We start from the raw sequence: 19,318 nt of genomic DNA, 5'->3' as shown, positions 1-19,318 counted from the left end.
CGGGCTCGCTGCGTCCGTCCGAGCAGTGACCGGCGGCGCGGCGGGCCGGGCATGCTCCTGCGAGACGGGAGCGGGCCGCGCGCCCGAGCGCGGGGCGCCGCGCCCCTATACTCATCGAGACATTTCCTTTAAGGCCGTCCGGAGAGACGGGGAAGGAGGTCGGTGTGACGGCACGAATCGTGCTGAACGGCGCTGACATCTCGCGCGCTCTGACGCGCATCGCCCACGAGATCCTCGAGTCCAACCGGGGAGCGGAGTCGCTGGTGATCCTCGGGATCCCGACCCGCGGCGTCGTCCTCGCCCGGCGCATCGCCGAGACCATCGCGCGGATCGAGCCGGAGGCGGCTCCCGTCTTCGCCGGCTCCCTCGACGTGACGATGTACCGCGACGACCTCTCCCGGAACCCCGTGCGCACCCCGGCGCGGACCGCCGTGCCGGCGAGCATCGACGGACGCACCGTGGTGCTGGTGGACGACGTCCTCTTCTCGGGCCGCACCATCCGCGCCGCGCTCGACGCCCTGAGCGACATCGGCCGCCCCCGGGCGGTCCGGCTCGCCGCGCTGGTCGACCGGGGTCACCGCGAGCTCCCGATCCGGGCCGACTTCGTGGGCAAGAACCTGCCGAGCAGTCTCAGCGAGCGGATCAACGTCCGCCTCGTCGAGGTCGACGGCGAGGACCTCGTCGCCATCGAGTCGACGCGCCCGGTGGACGAGTCCACCGGCGGACGGGGCACCGCATGAAGCACCTGCTCTCGACCCGCGACCTCGACCGCTCCTCCGCGATCGGCCTCCTCGACATCGCCGAGGACATGGCCGACGTGCAGAACCGCGAGGTGAAGAAGCTGCCCACGCTGCGCGGGAAGACGGTCGTGAACCTCTTCTTCGAGGACTCGACCCGCACCCGCATCTCGTTCGAGGCGGCCGCCAAGCGGCTCTCGGCCGACGTGATCAACTTCAGCGCCAAGGGCTCCAGCGTCTCGAAGGGCGAGAGCCTGAAGGACACCGCGCAGACCCTCGCCGCGATGGGGGCCGACGGGGTCGTGGTGCGGCACAGCGCCTCCGGAGCCCCCGCCGTGCTCGCGGCGAGCGGATGGATCGACGCGTCGATCCTGAACGCCGGCGACGGCACGCACGAGCACCCGACCCAGGCGCTGCTCGACGCCTTCACGATCCGCCGCCGACTGCACGGCCCGACCGCCTCGCGGGGCAAGGGACTCGACGGGGTGGCGGTCACGATCGTCGGCGACATCCTGCACTCGCGGGTCGCCCGCTCGAACGTGTGGCTGCTCACCGCGCTCGGCGCCGAGGTCACCCTGGTCGCGCCGCCCACGCTCGTCCCGGTCGACACGGTCGACTGGCCGGCGAGCATCCGCTTCGACCTCGACGAGGCGATCGACTCCGGGCTCCCCGACGTCGTGATGCTGCTGCGCATCCAGCTCGAGCGGATGTCGAGCGGGTTCTTCCCCAACGGCCGCGAGTACGCGCGCCTCTGGGGTCTCGACGACGAGCGCCTGGCCCGGTTGGGCCCCGATACCATCGTCATGCACCCCGGACCCATGAACAGGGGCGTCGAGATCTCCTCGGCCGCCGCCGATTCGAGCCGCTCCACGGTGCTCGAACAGGTCACCAACGGGGTCTCGGTCCGGATGGCCGCGCTCTACCTGCTGCTGTCCGGCGAACGGGAGGTCCACTGATGAGCACCGAGAGCCCCCGGCGGATCCTGATCTCGGGAGCGACGCTCGCCGACGACAGCACCGCCGACGTCCTCGTCGACGGCGGAGTCGTCGTCGAGATCGGCACCGACCTCGACTCGCGCGGCGCCCGCGTGATCGACGCCGACGGCCTGCTGGCACTGCCCGGCCTGGTCGATCTGCACACCCACCTCCGCGAGCCGGGCTTCGAGCAGAGCGAGACGGTCCTCACCGGGTCGCGCGCGGCCGCCGCGGGAGGCTTCACCGCCGTCTTCGCGATGGCCAACACGTCCCCGGTGCAGGACACCGCGGGCGTGGTCGAGCAGGTGCAGAGCCTGGGCGACGACGCAGGCTACGCGACCGTGCGGCCGATCGGCGCCGTGACCGTCGGCCTGGCGGGGGAGTCCCTCGCCGAGCTCGGCGCGATGGCCCGCAGCCGCGCGGCGGTCCGCGTCTTCTCGGACGACGGGAAGTGCGTCTCGGACGCGCTGCTGATGCGCCGCGCGCTCGAGTACGTGAAGGCGTTCGACGGCGTCGTCGCGCAGCACGCCCAGGAGCCGCGGCTCACGGTCGGCGCGCAGATGAACGAGGGAGCCGTCTCGAGCGCCCTCGGCCTCGCCGGCTGGCCCGCGGTCGCCGAGGAGGCGATCATCGCGCGCGACGTCCTCCTCGCCGAGCACGTGGGCTCGCGGCTGCACGTCTGCCACGTCTCGACCGCCGGCTCGGTCGACGTGATCCGCTGGGCGAAGGCCCGCGGCATCGACGTCACCGCCGAGGTCACCCCGCACCACCTGCTGCTCACCGAGCAGCTGATCGCGGCGAACGGCGAGGGCGGCGGCTACGACGCGCGGTTCAAGGTGAACCCGCCGCTGCGCCGCGACGAGGACGTGCTCGCCCTGCGCGAGGCCCTCGCCGACGGCACCATCGACATCGTCGCGACCGACCACGCCCCGCACCCGGTCGAGGCGAAGGACTGCGAGTGGGACGCCGCGGCGTTCGGCATGGTCGGCCTCGAGAGCGCCCTGTCGGTCGTGCACGCCGCCGTCGTCGACGACGGTCGGATGACCTGGGCGGACGTCGCTCGCGTGCTGTCGCAGGCGCCCGCCCGCATCGGGCGGCTCGACGGCTACGACCGCGGCATCGCGGTCGGCGCGCCGGCGAACATCGCGCTCTACGACCCGGAGGTGCGCCGCAGCTTCTCGACGGCCGACCTCCGCGGGCGCAGCACCAACTCCCCGTACCTCGGTCGGGAGCTGCCCGGTCGCGTCGTCGCGACGCTCCACGACGGCTACCCCACGGTCCTCGACGGCGAGCTCGTCGATGCCGCGGTGGTCGCAGGAGCCGCGAGGTCCGCCCGTGGATAGGACCGCGATCACGATCGTGATCGCCGCGGTCGTCGTCCTGGTCTTCGCCGGGATGATCCTGTCGTGGCGCTCGCGCCGCCGCCGCTCCGCCGACCTCGTGCCCCACGCCGTCCCCGCCGAGTCGCTCGGTGCGGAGCTCGAGTCGGTCGAACTGCCCTACGTCGCCACCACCCGCTTCGAGCAGCCGCTCGAGCGCGTCGTGCTGCCGGGCCTGGGCTTCCGCGGGAAGGCGTCGCTGCGGCTGCACGAGCGCGGCGTCGTCCTCGCGCCGGTCGGCGAGCGCGAGACCGTCATCCCCGCGGCCCTGCTGCGCGGGGCGGGCGAGGGCAGCTACGCCATCGACCGCGCCGTCGAGGAGGGCGGCCTGCTCGTGCTCTCGTGGTCGCCGCGCGGCGCCGAGACGGTCGACTCCTACCTCCGCGTCGCCGAGCCGGCTGTGCGCCGGCACCTCGTCGCGGAGCTCCGCCGGCTCGCCGGCCCCGATTCCTCCCCCTCCATCCCGGGAGTCGCCGACGGCGACTCCTCCCCGAACCAGAAGGGCTCCTAGTCCGTGCCAACGTCACGCCTCAGCACCGAACCCACCGCCGTCCTCGTCCTCGAGGACGGGCGACGATTCTCGGGTCAGGCCTACGGCGCGCGCGGGCGCACCCTCGGCGAGATCGTCTTCGCGACCGGCATGACCGGCTACCAGGAGACGCTGACGGACCCGTCCTACGCCGGCCAGATCGTGGTGCAGACCGCACCGCACATCGGCAACACCGGCACGAACGACGAGGACAAGGAGTCGCGCCGCATCTGGGTCGCCGGCTACGTCGTCCGCGACCCCTCCCGCGTCGTGTCGAACTTCCGCGCCCAGCGCTCGCTCGACGACGACCTCGAGGCCGACGGCATCGTCGCCATCTCGGGGATCGACACCCGCGCGATCACGCGCCACATCCGCTCCGCGGGCTCGATGCGGGCCGGCGTCTTCTCGGGCGAGGACCTCGCCCTGGGCGAGGAGGAGCAGCTCGCGCTGGTCCTCGGCGGCGCGCAGATGGAGGGGATGAACCTCTCCTCCGCCGTCTCGACGACCGAGCAGTACACGGTGCCCGCCCAGGGCGAGCGCGTGGGCTCCGTCGCCGTCATCGACCTCGGCGTGAAGACCTCGACCGTGCACTACCTGTCCCAGCGCGGCTTCGACGTGCACGTGCTGCCCGAGTCGGTCACGGCCGACGAGGTCCTGGCGCTGGACCCGTCCGCCCTGTTCTTCTCGAACGGACCGGGCGACCCGGAGGCCTCCGACCGCCACGTCGACCTGCTGCGCACGACGCTGCGCGCCGACCTGCCCTTCTTCGGCATCTGCTTCGGCAACCAGCTCCTGGGCCGCGCGCTCGGCTTCGGCACCTACAAGCTGCCCTTCGGTCACCGCGGCATCAACCAGCCGGTGCTCGACAAGCTCACCGGCCGCGTCGAGATCACCGCGCAGAACCACGGCTTCGCGGTGGACGCGCCCATCGACGGCGAGCTCGACTCGCCCGAGGGCTTCGGCCGCGTCGAGGTCAGCCACTACAGCCTCAACGACTCCGTCGTGGAGGGCCTGCGCTGCCTCGACATCCCCGCGTTCTCGGTGCAGTACCACCCCGAGGCGGCCGCCGGACCGCACGACTCGAACTACCTGTTCGACCGCTTCCGCGCCATGGTCGTGCAGCGCACGGCCGAGCAGGGCGGCGCCGAGCCCGCGAACGACATCCTTTCGACCAGCACCACCGGAGAGCAGAAGTAATGCCGCGCAGGGAAGACATCAACAGCGTCCTCGTCATCGGCTCCGGCCCGATCGTCATCGGCCAGGCGGTCGAGTTCGACTACTCGGGCACGCAGGCCTGCCGCGTCCTGCGCGCCGAGGGGGTGCGCGTGATCCTCGTCAACTCCAACCCGGCGACGATCATGACCGACCCCGACTTCGCCGACGCCACCTACGTCGAGCCGATCACCCCGCAGGCGATCGAGGCGATCATCGCCAAGGAGAAGCCGGATGCGATCCTGCCGACCCTGGGCGGCCAGACCGCTCTGAACGCGGCCATCCAGCTGCACGACCTCGGGATCCTCGAGAAGTACGACGTCGAGCTCATCGGCGCGAGCTTCGAGGCGATCAACCGCGGCGAGGACCGCCAGATCTTCAAGCAGCTCGTGCTGGACGCGGGCGCGGACGTGGCGAAGTCCTACATCGCGCACACCGTCGAGGAGGCGATCGAGTACGCCGAGGACCTCGGCTATCCGCTCGTCATCCGCCCGTCCTTCACCATGGGCGGCCTCGGCTCCGGCTTCGCGTACACCCGCGAGGAGCTCGTGCGCATGGTCGGCGACGGACTGCACCAGAGCCCCACCACCGAGGTGCTCCTCGAGGAGTCGATCCTCGGCTGGAAGGAGTACGAGCTCGAGCTCATGCGCGACACGGCCGACAACACGGTCGTCGTCTGCTCGATCGAGAACGTCGACCCGGTGGGCGTGCACACGGGCGACTCCATCACGGTCGCTCCCGCGCTGACCCTGACCGACCGCGAGTACCAGAAGCTGCGCGACATCGGCATCCGGATCATCCGCGACGTCGGCGTCGACACCGGCGGCTGCAACATCCAGTTCGCGGTCGACCCCGCCGACGGCCGGATCATCGTCATCGAGATGAACCCTCGCGTCTCGCGCTCGTCGGCCCTCGCCTCGAAGGCGACCGGGTTCCCGATCGCCAAGATCGCGGCGAAGCTCGCCATCGGCTACCGCCTCGACGAGATCCCCAACGACATCACGAAGGTCACCCCGGCGAGCTTCGAGCCGACGCTCGACTACGTCGTGGTCAAGGTGCCGCGCTTCGCCTTCGAGAAGTTCCCCGCCGCCGACAAGACGCTGACCACCACCATGAAGTCGGTGGGCGAGGCGATGGCGATCGGCCGCAACTACGCCCAGGCCCTGCAGAAGGCGCTCCGCTCGCTCGAGAAGCGCGGCTCCTCCTTCCACTGGGGCGAGCAGAAGCACTCGGTCGACGAGCTGCTCGAGATCGCCAGGACGCCGACCGACGGCCGCATCGTCACCGTCCAGCAGGCGCTGCGTCTCGGCGCGAGCGTCGAGCAGGCGTTCGAGGCGACGAAGATCGACCCCTGGTTCCTCGACCAGATCGTGCTGATCAACGAGATCGCCGACCTCGTGCGCGAGCACCCGGCGCTCGACGCGGGCCTGCTGCGCCTCGCGAAGGACCACGGATTCTCGGACGTCCAGATCGCGGAGCTCCGCGGCCTGGAGGAGGCCGAGGTGCGCGCGACGCGCTACGAGCTGGCCGTCCGACCCGTCTTCAAGACGGTCGACACCTGCGCGGGGGAGTTCCCCGCGCTCACGCCCTACCACTACTCCTCGTACGACGAGGAGACCGAGGTCGTCGCCGCCGACCGCCGCAAGGTCGTCATCCTCGGCTCCGGCCCGAACCGCATCGGCCAGGGCGTCGAGTTCGACTACTCCTGCGTGCACGCCTCGTTCGCCCTCTCGGCGGCCGGCTACGAGACGATCATGATCAACTGCAACCCCGAGACGGTCTCGACCGACTACGACACGTCGGACCGGCTCTACTTCGAGCCGCTGACGCTCGAGGACGTCCTCGAGGTCATCCACGCGGAGTCGCAGTCGGGAGAGCTCGTCGGCGTCGTCGTCCAGCTCGGGGGGCAGACCGCTCTGGGCCTCGCCAAGGGGCTGGAGGAGGCGGGCGTCCCGATCCTCGGGACGACCCCCGCCGCGATCGACCTGGCGGAGGAGCGCGGCGCGTTCTCGCGCATCCTCAACGAGGCGGGCCTGCTCGCGCCCCGCAACGGCACCGCGATCGACCTCGAGGGCGCCCTCGGCGTCGCGACCGGGATCGGCTTCCCGGTGCTCGTCCGTCCGTCGTTCGTCCTCGGCGGTCGCGGGATGGAGATCGTCTACGGCGCCGCGCAGCTCGAGGACTACTTCGAGCGGATGGCCGACCAGGGCATCATCGACGCGACGCACCCGCTGCTGGTCGACCGGTTCCTCGACGACGCGATCGAGATCGACGTCGACGCGCTGTACGACGGCGAGCAGCTCTACATCGGCGGAGTCATGGAGCACATCGAGGAGGCCGGCATCCACTCCGGCGACTCGGCCTGCACGCTCCCGCCGGTGACCCTCGGACGCCGGCAGATCGACGAGGTGCGCGACGCGACCCTCGCCATCGCGCAGGGCGTCGGCGTGCGCGGCCTGCTCAACGTGCAGTTCGCGATCGGGCAGGGCGTGCTCTACGTCCTCGAGGCCAACCCGCGCGCCTCCCGGACCGTGCCCTTCGTCTCGAAGGCGCTCGGCATCCCGCTCGCAAAGGCGGCGTCGCGACTGATGGTCGGCGAGACGATCGCCGAGCTCAAGGCCGAGGGTCTGCTGCCCGAGCGCGACGGCTCCGACGTGCCGATGGACTCGCCGATCGCTGTCAAGGAGGCGGTGCTGCCCTTCAAGCGCTTCCGCACCAAGGAGGGCCAGATCGTCGACTCGCTCCTCGGCCCCGAGATGCGCTCGACCGGAGAGGTCATGGGCATCGACCGCGACTTCCCCCGGGCCTTCAAGAAGAGCCAGGACGCGGCCTACGGCGGCATGCCCTCGAGCGGGACCGTCTTCATCTCGGTCGCCGACCGCGACAAGCGCGCGATCGTGCTGCCGGCGCTGCGCTTGCGCCAGCTCGGCTTCGAGATCCTCGCGACCGAGGGGACCGCGGAGGTGCTCAACCGCAACGGCATCCGGACGCGGGTCGTCCGCAAGTACAGCGAGGAGTCCGTCGACGACTCCCCGTCGATCGTCGAGCTCGTCAGCCGCGACGAGGTCGACGTCGTGATCAACACCCCCAGCGGAGGAGCGTCCCGCGCCGACGGCTACGAGATCCGCGCGGCCGCGGTCGCCGCCGACAAGCCGCTGTTCACCACCATCGCCCAGCTGGCGGCCGCCGTCGCCTCGCTGGACGTGGCCGGCGAGCCCTTCGAGGTCACCAGCCTGCAGGACTACGCACTGCGTCGGGCGGAGCGCCTGGCGTGACCGAGTCCTTCGGGGCGCGCCTCGAGCGCGCCTTCGACGAGCACGGACAGCTCTGCGTCGGCATCGACCCCCACGCGTTCCTCCTGGACGCGTGGGGGCTCGACGACGACGCGGCGGGCCTGGAGTCGTTCGGCCGCCGGGTCGTCGAGGCCGCGGCCGGCCGCGTGGGCGTGGTCAAGCCGCAGGTCGCGTTCTTCGAGCGCCACGGCTCGGCGGGCTACCTCGCGCTCGAGCGCGTGCTCGCCGACGCGCGGGCGGCCGGGCTCCTCGTGATCGCCGACGTCAAGCGCGGCGACATCGGCACGAGCGTGACCGCCTACGCCGAGGCGTGGCTGCGCCCGGGCTCGCCCCTGGAGGCCGACGCGATGACCGCCTCCGCCTATCAGGGGCTCGGCTCCCTCGACGGCATGCTCGAGCTCGCGGAGGAGGCGGGGAAGGGCGTCTTCGTCCTCGCCGCCACCTCCAATCCGGAGGCGGGCGCCGTGCAGCGCGCCCTCGTGCAGGACGGCGAGCACGCCGGGTCGCCGCTGGCCGGCGCCGTGCTCGCCGACGTGGCATCCTGGAACGCGGGACACGCGCGCTCGCCGATCGGCTCGGTCGGCGTCGTGCTCGGAGCCACCGTCGCGCTCGGCGACTACGGCATCCGGACCGACGACGTGCTCACACCCGGGCTCCCCGTGCTGGCACCGGGCTTCGGTCACCAGGGCGCGTCCCTCGCGGATGCGCCCCGGCTGTTCGGGGCCCTCGCGGCCACGACGCTCGTGAGCGAGTCGCGCAGTGTCCTCGGCGCCGGTCCCGAGGGGATCGCCGCCGAGATCGACCGCCGCGCCCGAGACATCCAGGAGACCCTTGTCCGCTGAAGCCGTGAGCCCCGCCGAGACCGGACCGGTCACGACCGGCAGCCGCCGTCCGTCGCCTCCCGAGGTCGACCGTCTCGCCGCGTCCGCCGCCGCGATCGCCGCCCGGCGCGCCCGGGCGAGCGTGAAGAAGGACGTCGCCTCGGGCGAGCGTCCGGCCACCGCCGTCCTCGCCGCTGCGCAGACCGACCCCGCCGGAGTGGAGGGGCGGATGCGCGTGAGCGAGCTGCTGCGCGCGGTGCCGGCTCTCGGAGTGGTCAAGACCCCGCGGGTGATGGAGCAGCTCCAGATCGCCCCGTCCAAGCGCCTCGGCGGACTCGGCCGGCGCCAGGTCGAGGGTCTGAACTCCTTCCTCGAGCAGCGGGAGGCGCGCCAGCGCCGCGGGGAGCGCACCCGCCTCGTCGTCCTCGCCGGCCCCACGGCCGTCGGCAAGGGCACCGTCTCCACCTACATCCGCGAGAACTACCCCGAGGTCCTGCTGTCGGTCTCGGCGACCACCCGGGCGCCGCGTCCCGGGGAGGTCGACGGCGTCAGCTACTACTTCATCGACGACGCCGAGTTCGACCGCATGGTCGAGGCGGGGGAGTTCCTCGAGTACGCCACGGTGCACAACGCGTACCGCTACGGCACGCCGCGCGGCCCGATCGACGCCGCGCTCGCGCAGGGCCGGCAGGTCATGCTCGAGATCGACATCCAGGGCGCGCGGCAGGTCCGCGAGCGGATGCCGGACGCCAGGCTGGTCTTCCTCCTGCCGCCCAGCTGGGACGAGCTCGTGCGCCGCCTGGTCGGCCGGGGCACCGAGAGCCCGGAGGAGCAGCAGCGCCGGCTGGCCACGGCACGCGTCGAGCTGGCCGCGCAGGACGAGTTCGATTTCGCGGTCGTGAACAGCACAGTGCCCGAAGCGGCCCGCGAGGTCGTAGAATTGATGTCGCCTCGTTCCGACGGCGCGCCCGCCGACCCGGGCCGCTGACGTCCGGGCCACCGACCACCTCCGGGCCGACGCCCCGACCGCCGACAGGGCCCAGCCCCCAGGCGCCGCCGCGTCGAGCGCCTCCGGAGCCGCAGATCGGCGCTCACGCGCCCCGCAGCGCTGACAAGCCAACAAGGAGACACCATGGCCAACAACCTCGGCATCATCGACCCGCCCATCGACGAGCTCCTCTCGAAGGTCGACTCGAAGTACGCGCTGGTGATCTTCGCCTCCAAGCGCGCGCGCCAGATCAACGACTACTACGCCGACCTCCACGAGGGCAGCCTGTTCGACAACGTCGGCCCGCTGGTCGACTCGACCATCGACGACAAGCCGCTCTCGGTCGCTCTCCACGAGATCAACGAGGACAAGCTCGTCGCCCAGCCCCTCGCCGAGTAGCACGGCTCCCCGCGGGTGCGCTCGTCCCGGAAGGCCGCTCGGCGGTTGAACGTCGTCGTCGGCATCACCGGCGGCATCGCCGCCTACAAGGCGGTCGGCGTCGTGCGCGCCCTGGTCCTCGAGGGCCACGACGTCCACGTCGTGGCCACCGAGGCCGCCCTGCGCTTCGTGGGCAAGCCGACGCTCGAGGCCATCTCGAGGAACGCCGTGCACACGGAGCTCTACGAGGGCGTCGCGGAGGTGCGGCACGTCGCGATCGGCCAGGCGGCCGACCTGATCGTGATCGCTCCCGCCACGGCGCACACCCTCGCGAAGCTCGCGACCGGCCTCGCCGACGACCTGCTCGGCAACACCGTGCTCGCGAGCACCGCTCCGCTCGTCATCGCCCCGGCCATGCACACCGAGATGTGGGCGAATCCCGCCACCGTCGCGAACGTCGAGACGCTCCGCTCGCGCGGGGTGCACCTCGTCGGACCGGCCGTCGGTCAGCTGACGGGCACCGACTCCGGTGCCGGACGGATGGAGGAGCCGGCGACGATCGTCGCCGAGGCCTTGGCCGTCCACCGCCGCGCGACGGGTGCGAAGCGCGACCTGGAGGGTCTGCGCGTCCTCGTCACCGCGGGCGGCACCCGCGAGCCGCTCGACCCGGTCCGCTTCGTCGGGAACCGCTCGAGCGGCCGGCAGGGCGTCGCCCTCGCCCTCGCGGCGGCGGCCAGAGGAGCGAGCGTGACCCTCCTCGCGGCGAACCTCGACATCGAGGCGCCGCGCGGCGTGACGGTCGTCCCCGTCGGCACCGCCCTCGAGCTCCGCGAGGCGGCGCTCTCCGCCTCGGCCGAGTCGGACATCGTCGTGATGGCCGCCGCCGTGGCCGACTACCGGCCCGCGGACGTCTCGGAGTCGAAGATCAAGAAGGAGCAGCAGGGCGATCGTCTCGTCCTCGAGCTCGTGAAGAACCCCGACATCCTCGCCGAGATCGCGGCGGCCCGGACGCAGGGCCAGCTCGTCGTCGGCTTCGCGGCCGAGACCGAGCCCGACCGCGACGCGATGCTGGCCCTCGGCCGCGCCAAGATCGCGCGGAAGGGCTGCGACCTGCTCGTCCTCAACAGGGTGGGCTGGACCGAGGGCTTCCAGAGCGACAGCAACACCGTCGTGGTCCTCGATCGGGCCGGGGATATAGTGATCGAGGCTTCCGGCACCAAGGCGTCGGTGGCCGATCGCGTCCTCGACGTGGTCGCGCGCTAGCCGACGGCGGCTGCTCTCAGGCGGTCCCGCGCATGCGCGGAGCAGGTCCGGGAGCGGCGGTCCCTCCGGTCGGGGCGCACAAGACCCGAGCCCGGTTCCCCGTGTCCGCACGGCCCCGCGCCCCGCTGCCGTCGCCGGTGGTCCCCGTGGGCCGCCCGGGCTCCGACGCCCCGGCCGACCAGCCCCCGGAACGAAACGAGAACCTCCCATGACCTCCTCCGGACCCCTGCGCCTCTTCACCTCCGAGTCCGTGACCGAGGGGCACCCCGACAAGATCTGCGACCAGATCTCGGACCGCATCCTCGACGCCCTGCTCCGCGAGGACCCGAGGAGCCGCGTCGCCGTCGAGACGCTCGTCACCACCGGGCTCGTGCACGTCGCCGGCGAGGTCTCGACCTCCGGCTACGTCGAGATTCCCAAGATCGTCCGGGACACGATCGTCGAGATCGGCTACGACTCCTCCGAGAAGGGGTTCGACGGTCGCTCCTGCGGCGTCTCGGTCTCGATCGGCCAGCAGTCGCCCGAGATCGCCGCGGGCGTCGACACCGCACTCGAGGTCCGCACCGACTCGTCCGACGACGACGCCTTCGACCGCCAGGGAGCGGGGGACCAGGGGCTCATGTTCGGCTTCGCCACCGACGAGACCCCCGAGTACATGCCGCTGCCGAGCTGGCTCTCGCACCGTCTCGCCGAGCGCCTCGCCGCCGTCCGCAAGTCCGGCGAGCTCGACTACCTCCGTCCCGACGGCAAGACCCAGGTGACCATCGGCTACGACGGCACGACGCCCCGCTCCATCGACACGGTGGTCCTCTCGACCCAGCACGCCGAGCACGTGAGCACCGAGACGATCCACGCCGACATCGAGGCCCACGTGATCCGACCCGTCCTCGAGACGGTCGACCTCGACTCCTCCGCGGTGCGGCTGCTGATCAACCCCACCGGACGCTTCGAGATCGGCGGCCCGCAGGGCGACGCCGGGCTCACCGGCCGAAAGATCATCGTCGACACCTACGGCGGCGCCTCGCGGCACGGCGGCGGCGCCTTCTCGGGCAAGGACCCGTCGAAGGTCGACCGCTCGGCCGCCTACGCGATGCGCTGGGTGGCCAAGAACGCCGTCGCGGCCGGGCTCGCCCGCCGCCTCGAGGTGCAGGTCGCCTACGCGATCGGCAAGGCCGCTCCTGTCGGCCTCTACGTCGAGTCCTTCGGCACCGGCACCGTTCCCGACGAGCGGATCACCGAGGCGATCCGCTCCGTCTTCGACCTGCGCCCCGCCGCGATCATCCACGCGCTCGATCTGCTGCGCCCGATCTACTCGCAGACCTCGGTCTACGGGCACTTCGGCCGAGAGCTCCCCGACTTCACCTGGGAGCGCCTGGACCGCGTCGACGACCTCCGCTCCGCCGCGGGTCTCTCGTAGCGGGCGCGGCGCAGGCGGTGGAGACCCCCTCCGGCGCGTCGGCCGTCGTCGCCCGCGTCCTCCTGGACTCGCCGCTGCCCCAGCTCGACCGGCTCCTCGACTACGCGGTTCCCGCACCGCTGACGGAGCAGGTGCGCCCCGGTGTCCGCGTGCGCGTCCCGCTGCGCACCGGCGGCCGCATCGCCGACGCCTTCGTGGTGGAGGTCGGCGAGGGTTCCGAGCACGCGGGTGCGCTCAGCGAGCTCGAGGAGCTCGTCTCGCCGGTGGTGGTCCTCACCCCCGAGGTGTGGGCTCTGGCCCGCCGCGTCGCCGACCGCGCCGCCGGAGGAGCGAGCGACGTCCTGCGCCTCGCGGTGCCGCGTCGGCACGTGCGGGTCGAGAAGTCGCACCTCGCGGCGGAGAGGCCGGTCGTTCCGGTCCCGGTGGCGTCCGCGCCGGTCGCCGGCTACGCCGACGGCGCCTTCGACGCGCTGGCGCTCGGCGGGAGGCTCGCCGTCGGAGCCGTGCCCGCGCCCGTCCAGCTCTCCACCGGGACCTGGATCGGCGGCTGGGCACTGACCCTCGCCGAGCTCGCGCGCAACGCGGTCGTCGCGGGCGGCGACGCGATCCTCGCCGTGCCCGACTACCGGGACCAGGAGCAGCTCGAGCTCGCCCTGGCCGACCTGCTGCCGGCGGAGCTCGTGGTGCGGCTCGACGCGCGGCAGAAGGGCGCCGAGCGGTACGCCGCGTTCCTGCGCTGCCTCGGTCCCGGACCGCGCGTGATCGTCGGCAACCGCTCCGTCCTCTACGCGCCCTCGGCGTCGCCGGGGCTGATCGCGCTGTGGGACGACGGGGATCCGCTCTTCGCCGAGCCGCTCGCCCCCTACGCCCATGCCCGCGACGTGGCCCTCGTCCGCCAGGAGCAGAGCGGAGCCGGCCTCGTCCTGCTCGGCCACACCCGCACCGTGGAGGTCGAGCGCCTCGTCGAGATCGGCTTCGCCGCCGAGGTCGAGCCGCGGCCGGCGCGCCGCCCCCACGTCGTCCCCACCGCCCAGCAGTCCGCGGCCGACGAGCACGACGCCGCGGCCCGCATCCCGTCCTCCGCCTGGCGGCAGGCGCGCATCGGCCTCGACTCCGGTCCGGTGCTGGTGCAGGTCGCGCGGCCCGGGTACGCGCCGGTCGTCGCCTGCGCCCGCTGCCGCACGGTCGCGCGCTGCAACCGCTGCCAGGGACCGCTGGCCGTGCACTCGGCGGGTGCGCGGCCCAGCTGCGGCTGGTGCGGGCTGATCGCGGCGGAGTGGAGCTGCTCCGTCTGCGAGGCCACCTCGCTCCGTCTCGTGACACTCGGCGCCGGGCGCACCGCGGAGGAGCTCGGCCGCGCCTTCCCCGGAGCCAAGGTGGTCGTCGCCGACGGCCAGAGGCCGGTGCTCACCCTGAGCGACGAGCCGGCGCTCGTCGTCGCGACCCGGGGCGCCGAACCGCGGGCCGACGGCGGCTACCACGCCGTCCTCCTCCTCGACGGCGAGCGGATGCTGGCGCGCGAGAGCCTGCGGGTCGCCGACGACGCCCTGCGCACGTGGTCGAACGCCGCCGCGCTGGCGAAGCCCGGGGCCCCGGTTCTGCTCGTCGGGGTCGGCGGGCGGATCGCCACCGCCCTCGCCACCTGGCGGCAGGCCGAGTACCTGCGCGCCGAGCTGCTCGAGCGCCGGGCCCTGCGCTTCCCGCCCGCGGTGCGCCTGGCCACGGTGAGCGGCGACGCGCACGCGGTCGAGGAGGCGCTCGAGGCGCTGGACGAGAGCGACCGGCACGAGGTCCTCGGCCCGGTCGGGCTCGAGGACGGCTCCGTCCGGGCCATCGTGCGCTTCGACTACGCTCGCGGTGCGGAGGTGGCCGCCCGGCTCCGGTCCGCGGTCGTCCGGAACGCCACCCGTCGCCGCCGGCCCCCGACCACTCCCGGCCGCTTCCGGCCGGCCCCGAAGCTGCGGGTCCGCCTCGACGATCCCGACATCCTCTAGATCCGCCCGCACCACCGCCACTCAGGAGCCCACCCCGTGCGCCTCGTCTTCGCCGGCACCCCGGCCCCCGCCGTCCCGACCCTGCGGGCCCTCGTGGCCTCCGACCACGAGGTGGTCGCCGTCGTCACCCGCGAGGACGCCCCCGTGGGCCGCAAGCGCGTGCTCACGCCCTCTCCCGTCGCCGTCGTCGCCGAGGAGCTCGGCCTGCCCGTCCTCAGGGCGAACCGCCTGGACGACGCCGTCACCGACCGGATCGAGGCCCTCGCGCCCGATCTCGGCGTCATCGTCGCGTACGGCGGGCTCGTGCGCGCGCGACTGCTCGCGGTGCCGGCGCACGGCTGGATCAACCTGCACTTCTCCCTCCTCCCGCGCTGGCGGGGAGCGGCTCCGGTGCAGCGGGCCCTGATGGCGGGGGAGGAGACCATCGGCGCGAGCGTGTTCCAGCTGGTCGCCGAGCTCGACGCCGGCGACGTGTTCGCAGAGCTGGCGGAGGACGTGCGCGGCCGGACGGCGGGGGAGCTGCTCGAGGTCCTCGCGGCGTCGGGCGCCGCGCTCACGACCGAGGTGGTGGACGCCGTCGCCGCCGGCACCGCGGTCGCCGTGCCGCAGTCCGGCGAGGTGACGCTCGCCCCTAAGCTCGACGTGTCCGACGGGCGCCTGGACTGGAGCGCGCCGAGCGGTCGCCTCCTCGCCCTGATCCGCGGGACGACGCCGGAGCCGGGCGCCTCCACCGCCCTCGGCGAGGCGCGGCTGAAGGTCCTCGCCGCCCGCGCGATCCAGGAGGCGCCGCTGCTCGAGCCGGGCCGCGTCCTCGTCGAGCAGGGCCGTGCGCTCGTGGGCACCGGTGACGGAGCCGTCGAGCTCCTCACCGTCCAGCCCGCGGGCAAGAAGCCGATGGCCGCCGCGGACTGGGCCAGGGGTCTGCGCGAGAGCACGGTGCTCGGATGACCGCCCGTCGCGACGTCGCCCCCGCCCGCCGGGTCGCCTACGACGTGCTGCGCGCCGTCAGCGGGTCGGACGCGTACGCCAACCTGGTCCTCCCCGGCCGGATCCGGGCCGCGGGCCTCACCCCGGCCGACGCCGGACTCGCCACGGAGCTCTGCTACGGGACGCTGCGCCTGTCGGGCTACTACGACCGCGTGATCGTGCTCGCGGCCGGGCGGGCGATCGAGTCGATCGACGCGTCCGTCCTCGACGCACTCCGCCTCGGTGTGCACCAGCTCCTCGGCACCCGGGTCGCTCCGCACGCCGCGGTGAACGAGAGCGTCGCCCTCGTGGCCGCCGATGCCTCCCGGGGAGCGGTCTCCTTCGCCAACGCCGTGCTCCGGAGCGTCTCGCGGGGCTCGGCCGACCAGTGGCGCGAGCGCGTCTCGGCCGCGGCCGTCTCGGCCGACGACCGCATCGCGGCACTCAGCTCCCACCCGCTCTGGATCGTCAAGGCGCTGCGGCGCGCTCTCGCGGCGGAGGGCCGCGCCGACGAGCTGGACGCCCTTCTCGCGGCCGACAACGCCGCTCCGCGGGTGAACCTCGTCGCGCTGCCCGGTCTCGCCGCCGCCGCGGACGTGCCCGATGCCGCGGCCGACCGCTGGTCCCCGGTCGGCCTCGTGAGCACGGGAGGCGACCCCGAGGCGGTCGACGCCGTGCGCGAGGGGCGCGTGCGGGTGCAGGACGAGGGCTCGCAACTGGCGGCGCTCGCGCTGTCCCGAGCACTACCGGTCCGCCAGGGCGAGCGCTGGCTCGATCTCTGCGCCGGCCCCGGCGGCAAGGCCGCCCTGCTCGCGGCGGAGGCGCGCCTGGGCGGCGTCTCGCTCCTCGCGAACGAGGTCGTGCCCGGCCGCGCCGGTCTCGTCCGCCAGGCCCTCGCCGCGGTGGACCCGGACGTCGAGGTGCGCACGGGCGACGGCCGTGATCTCGGCGCCGAGCGGCCCGGCGCGTTCGACCGCATCCTCCTCGACGCCCCCTGCGCCGGGCTGGGCGCCCTGCGCCGGCGGCCGGAGGCGCGCTGGCGCAAGACGGCGGCCGACGTCGAGCCGCTCGCGTCCCTCCAGGGCGAGCTGCTCGACTCGGCGCTGCAGGCTCTCGCCCCGGGCGGCGTGCTGGCCTACGTCACGTGCTCGCCGCACCTCGGCGAGACGCGACGGGTCCTCGCTCTCGCCCAGGAGCGCTACGGCGACGGACTCGAGCTGATGGACACCCCGGAGGTCCTCCGCCGCGTGACGCTCGACGAGCTCGATCTTCCCGAGGGAGCCCGTCACGTGCAGCTCTGGCCGCACCGGCACGGCACCGATGCGATGTTCATCCAGCTGCTGCGTCGTGCGGGGACGTCCGAGTCGATCTCCTAGGCTGGTCGGCATGCCCGCACGGATCAACCCCAGCATCCTCTCCGCCGACTTCGTCAACTTCGAGGCCGAGCTGCAGCGGATCGCATCGGCCGACCTCGTGCACGTCGACGTCATGGACAACCACTTCGTCCCGAACCTGACGTTCGGGCTGCCGATGGTGCAGCGCCTCCAGGAGGTGACGCCGCGCCCGCTCGACGTGCACCTGATGATCGACGACCCGGACCGCTGGGCGCCCGGGTACGCCGAGACGGGCGCCTACTCCGTCACCTTCCACGCCGAGGCGGCCCGCGACGCCGTGGCGCTCGCCCGCCGGCTCCGGGAGATCGGGTCGCGCGCGGGCATCGCGCTCAAGCCGGGCACCGCCGTCGAGGAGTACCTCGACCTGCTGCCCGAGTTCGACCAGGTGCTCGTGATGACCGTGGAGCCGGGCTTCGGCGGCCAGTCGTTCATGGAGGAGACGATGCCCAAGCTGCACGCGCTCCGTCGTGCCGTCAGCGCCTCCGGTCTCGACGTCTGGCTCCAGGTCGACGGCGGCATCGCCCCCGGCACGATCGAGATCGCCGCCGAGGCGGGCGCGGACACGTTCGTCGCCGGCTCGGCCGTGTTCGGCGCCGACGACCCCGAGAAGGCGATCGCCGCCCTGCGCGACAGCGCCTCCGCGATCCTGCACCGCCACTGAACGGGCCGCTCCGCAGCGCGCGGCGCGTATAGACTTCCCCGGTGAAAACTTTCGACGACCTCTTCGCTGAGCTGGGCGAGAAGGCCGCCGCGCGCCCCGAGGGGTCGGGCACGGTCCGCGAGCTCGACGCCGGCGTGCACTTCATCGGCAAGAAGATCGTCGAGGAGGCCGCCGAGGTCTGGATGGCCGCCGAGTACGAGGGCGACGAGCGCACCGCCGAGGAGATCTCGCAGCTGCTCTACCACCTCCAGGTGCTGATGCTGGCGAAGGGCCTGACGACGGCCGACGTCTACCGACATCTGTGAGCCTCCCTCCGGTCGCCGGAGTCCGCCGACGCTCCGTCGCCGCGCGCTCCCACGCACATCGAGGCGCGTCCGCGACCGCCGTGTCGACGACGAGACCGCCGCTCACCGAATCACCCTCGAGCTCCAGAGGACGTCCTGCCGTGACCACCACCCCGCCCGCGCTCCTGCGCGTCGCCGTGCCCAACAAGGGCTCGCTCTCCGAGACCGCCGGCCAGATGCTGGCCGAGGCCGGCTACACCGGCCGCCGCGACCCCAAGGAGCTGCACGTCGTCGACGAGCGCAACGGCGTCGAGTTCTTCTACCTCCGTCCGCGCGACATCGCGACCTACGTCGGCTCCGGCGCCCTCGACGTCGGAGTGACGGGCCGCGACCTCCTGATCGACTCCGGCTCGCAGGCGCGCGAGATCGCGAGCCTGGGCTTCGCGAACTCGACCTTCCGCTTCGCCGGCCCCGCGGGCCGCTACACGGACCTCTCCGAGATCGACGGCCTGCGCGTCGCGACGAGCTACCCCGGCCTCGTCGGGTCCTTCCTCCGCGAGCACGGGGTCGAGGTGTCGCTCATCCGCCTCGACGGAGCGGTCGAGTCCGCGATCCAGCTCGGCGTGGCCGACGTGATCGCCGACGTCGTCGAGACCGGCACCACGCTCCGCAAGGCCGGCCTCGAGATCTTCGGACCGGTCATCCTCGACTCCACCGCCGTGCTCGTCTCGGCCGCGGGGGAGCCCGAGGGGATCCCCGTCCTGCTGCGCCGCCTCCAGGGCGTGCTGGTGGCCCGCGAGTACGTGCTGCTCGACTACGACTGCCCCGTCGCCCTCCTCGAGACCGCGACGGACATCGCTCCGGGCTTCGAGTCGCCGACCGTCTCGCCGCTGCACGACGCCGACTGGGTCGCCGTCCGCGTGATGGTGCCGCGCGCCGACATGAACCAGGTGATGGACCGCCTGTACGACCTGGGCGCCCGCGCCATCCTGGTCACGTCGATCCACGCCGCGCGCCTCTAGGACGGC

General features: G+C 73.1%; 17 protein-coding genes. All 17 read left to right on the top strand.

Going from position 1 to position 19,318, the window contains the following annotated elements; all coding sequences use genetic code 11:
* Nucleotides 1-164 precede the first annotated feature (164 nt).
* The 17 genes from pyrR (at nucleotide 165) to hisG (ending at nucleotide 19,312) form a co-directional block, all read left to right on the top strand.
* Nucleotides 165-740 carry a bifunctional pyr operon transcriptional regulator/uracil phosphoribosyltransferase PyrR gene (gene pyrR / locus NB037_RS00530; RefSeq protein ID WP_251942621.1) on the top strand — a complete coding sequence of 192 codons (576 nt, stop codon included), beginning with the start codon at nucleotides 165-167 and terminating at the stop codon, nucleotides 738-740.
* Entirely contained in the window at nucleotides 737-1,693 is a 957-nt protein-coding gene (locus NB037_RS00525) for an aspartate carbamoyltransferase catalytic subunit (RefSeq protein WP_251942620.1), read from the top strand. The genes pyrR and NB037_RS00525 overlap by 4 nt, the downstream gene beginning before the upstream one ends.
* Nucleotides 1,693-3,054 carry a dihydroorotase gene (locus tag NB037_RS00520; RefSeq protein ID WP_251942618.1) on the top strand — a complete coding sequence of 454 codons (1,362 nt, stop codon included), beginning with the start codon at nucleotides 1,693-1,695 and terminating at the stop codon, nucleotides 3,052-3,054. The genes NB037_RS00525 and NB037_RS00520 overlap by 1 nt, the downstream gene beginning before the upstream one ends.
* Nucleotides 3,047-3,601, top strand: coding sequence for a PH-like domain-containing protein (locus tag NB037_RS00515; RefSeq protein WP_251942616.1), 555 nt, complete (start codon nucleotides 3,047-3,049; stop codon nucleotides 3,599-3,601). The genes NB037_RS00520 and NB037_RS00515 overlap by 8 nt, the downstream gene beginning before the upstream one ends.
* A 3-nt stretch (nucleotides 3,602-3,604) precedes the next feature.
* Complete coding sequence (carA, locus tag NB037_RS00510; RefSeq protein ID WP_251942613.1) at nucleotides 3,605-4,816, top strand: glutamine-hydrolyzing carbamoyl-phosphate synthase small subunit; 1,212 nt, start codon at nucleotides 3,605-3,607, stop codon at nucleotides 4,814-4,816.
* Entirely contained in the window at nucleotides 4,816-8,106 is a 3,291-nt protein-coding gene (gene carB, locus NB037_RS00505; protein ID WP_251942612.1) for a carbamoyl-phosphate synthase large subunit, read from the top strand. The genes carA and carB overlap by 1 nt, the downstream gene beginning before the upstream one ends.
* A complete protein-coding gene (gene pyrF / locus NB037_RS00500) occupies nucleotides 8,103-8,966 on the top strand; it encodes an orotidine-5'-phosphate decarboxylase (RefSeq protein WP_251942610.1) in 864 nt (287 codons plus the stop codon). Before carB ends, pyrF begins: the two co-directional genes overlap by 4 nt.
* A 4-nt stretch (nucleotides 8,967-8,970) precedes the next feature.
* Nucleotides 8,971-9,933 carry a guanylate kinase gene (gmk, locus tag NB037_RS00495; RefSeq protein ID WP_251942608.1) on the top strand — a complete coding sequence of 321 codons (963 nt, stop codon included), beginning with the start codon at nucleotides 8,971-8,973 and terminating at the stop codon, nucleotides 9,931-9,933.
* A 144-nt stretch (nucleotides 9,934-10,077) separates the two neighbouring features.
* On the top strand, nucleotides 10,078-10,332 hold the full coding sequence (gene rpoZ, locus NB037_RS00490; protein WP_055791825.1) for a DNA-directed RNA polymerase subunit omega: 255 nt from the start codon (nucleotides 10,078-10,080) through the stop codon (nucleotides 10,330-10,332).
* A 15-nt stretch (nucleotides 10,333-10,347) separates the two neighbouring features.
* On the top strand, nucleotides 10,348-11,574 hold the full coding sequence (gene coaBC / locus NB037_RS00485; RefSeq protein ID WP_504971419.1) for a bifunctional phosphopantothenoylcysteine decarboxylase/phosphopantothenate--cysteine ligase CoaBC: 1,227 nt from the start codon (nucleotides 10,348-10,350) through the stop codon (nucleotides 11,572-11,574).
* A 208-nt stretch (nucleotides 11,575-11,782) separates the two neighbouring features.
* Complete coding sequence (gene metK, locus NB037_RS00480; protein WP_251942604.1) at nucleotides 11,783-12,991, top strand: methionine adenosyltransferase; 1,209 nt, start codon at nucleotides 11,783-11,785, stop codon at nucleotides 12,989-12,991.
* Nucleotides 12,992-13,008: 17 nt separating this feature from the next.
* On the top strand, nucleotides 13,009-14,985 hold the full coding sequence (locus tag NB037_RS00475) for a primosomal protein N' family DNA-binding protein (RefSeq protein ID WP_251942602.1): 1,977 nt from the start codon (nucleotides 13,009-13,011) through the stop codon (nucleotides 14,983-14,985).
* 36 nt (nucleotides 14,986-15,021) lie between these two features.
* Complete coding sequence (gene fmt, locus NB037_RS00470) at nucleotides 15,022-15,933, top strand: methionyl-tRNA formyltransferase (protein WP_251942600.1); 912 nt, start codon at nucleotides 15,022-15,024, stop codon at nucleotides 15,931-15,933.
* Nucleotides 15,930-17,327, top strand: coding sequence for an RsmB/NOP family class I SAM-dependent RNA methyltransferase (locus tag NB037_RS00465; RefSeq protein ID WP_251942598.1), 1,398 nt, complete (start codon nucleotides 15,930-15,932; stop codon nucleotides 17,325-17,327). The genes fmt and NB037_RS00465 overlap by 4 nt, the downstream gene beginning before the upstream one ends.
* Before the next feature lie 10 nt (nucleotides 17,328-17,337).
* On the top strand, nucleotides 17,338-18,006 hold the full coding sequence (rpe, locus tag NB037_RS00460) for a ribulose-phosphate 3-epimerase (protein WP_251942596.1): 669 nt from the start codon (nucleotides 17,338-17,340) through the stop codon (nucleotides 18,004-18,006).
* Between the two features lie 41 nt (nucleotides 18,007-18,047).
* The gene (locus NB037_RS00455) at nucleotides 18,048-18,311 is read left to right on the top strand and encodes a phosphoribosyl-ATP diphosphatase (protein ID WP_055791842.1); all 264 of its coding nucleotides are present in this window, start codon (nucleotides 18,048-18,050) and stop codon (nucleotides 18,309-18,311) included.
* Between the two features lie 140 nt (nucleotides 18,312-18,451).
* The gene (gene hisG / locus NB037_RS00450) at nucleotides 18,452-19,312 is read left to right on the top strand and encodes an ATP phosphoribosyltransferase (protein ID WP_308202027.1); all 861 of its coding nucleotides are present in this window, start codon (nucleotides 18,452-18,454) and stop codon (nucleotides 19,310-19,312) included.
* Nucleotides 19,313-19,318: the final 6 nt, after the last annotated feature.

The organism is Rathayibacter rubneri (assembly GCF_023743255.1).
In the GTDB taxonomy this organism is placed as follows: Bacteria; Actinomycetota; Actinomycetes; order Actinomycetales; family Microbacteriaceae; genus Rathayibacter; species Rathayibacter rubneri.
Note: the sequence above shows the minus strand (reverse complement) of the source record. Positions and strands in the feature narration are given on the sequence as shown.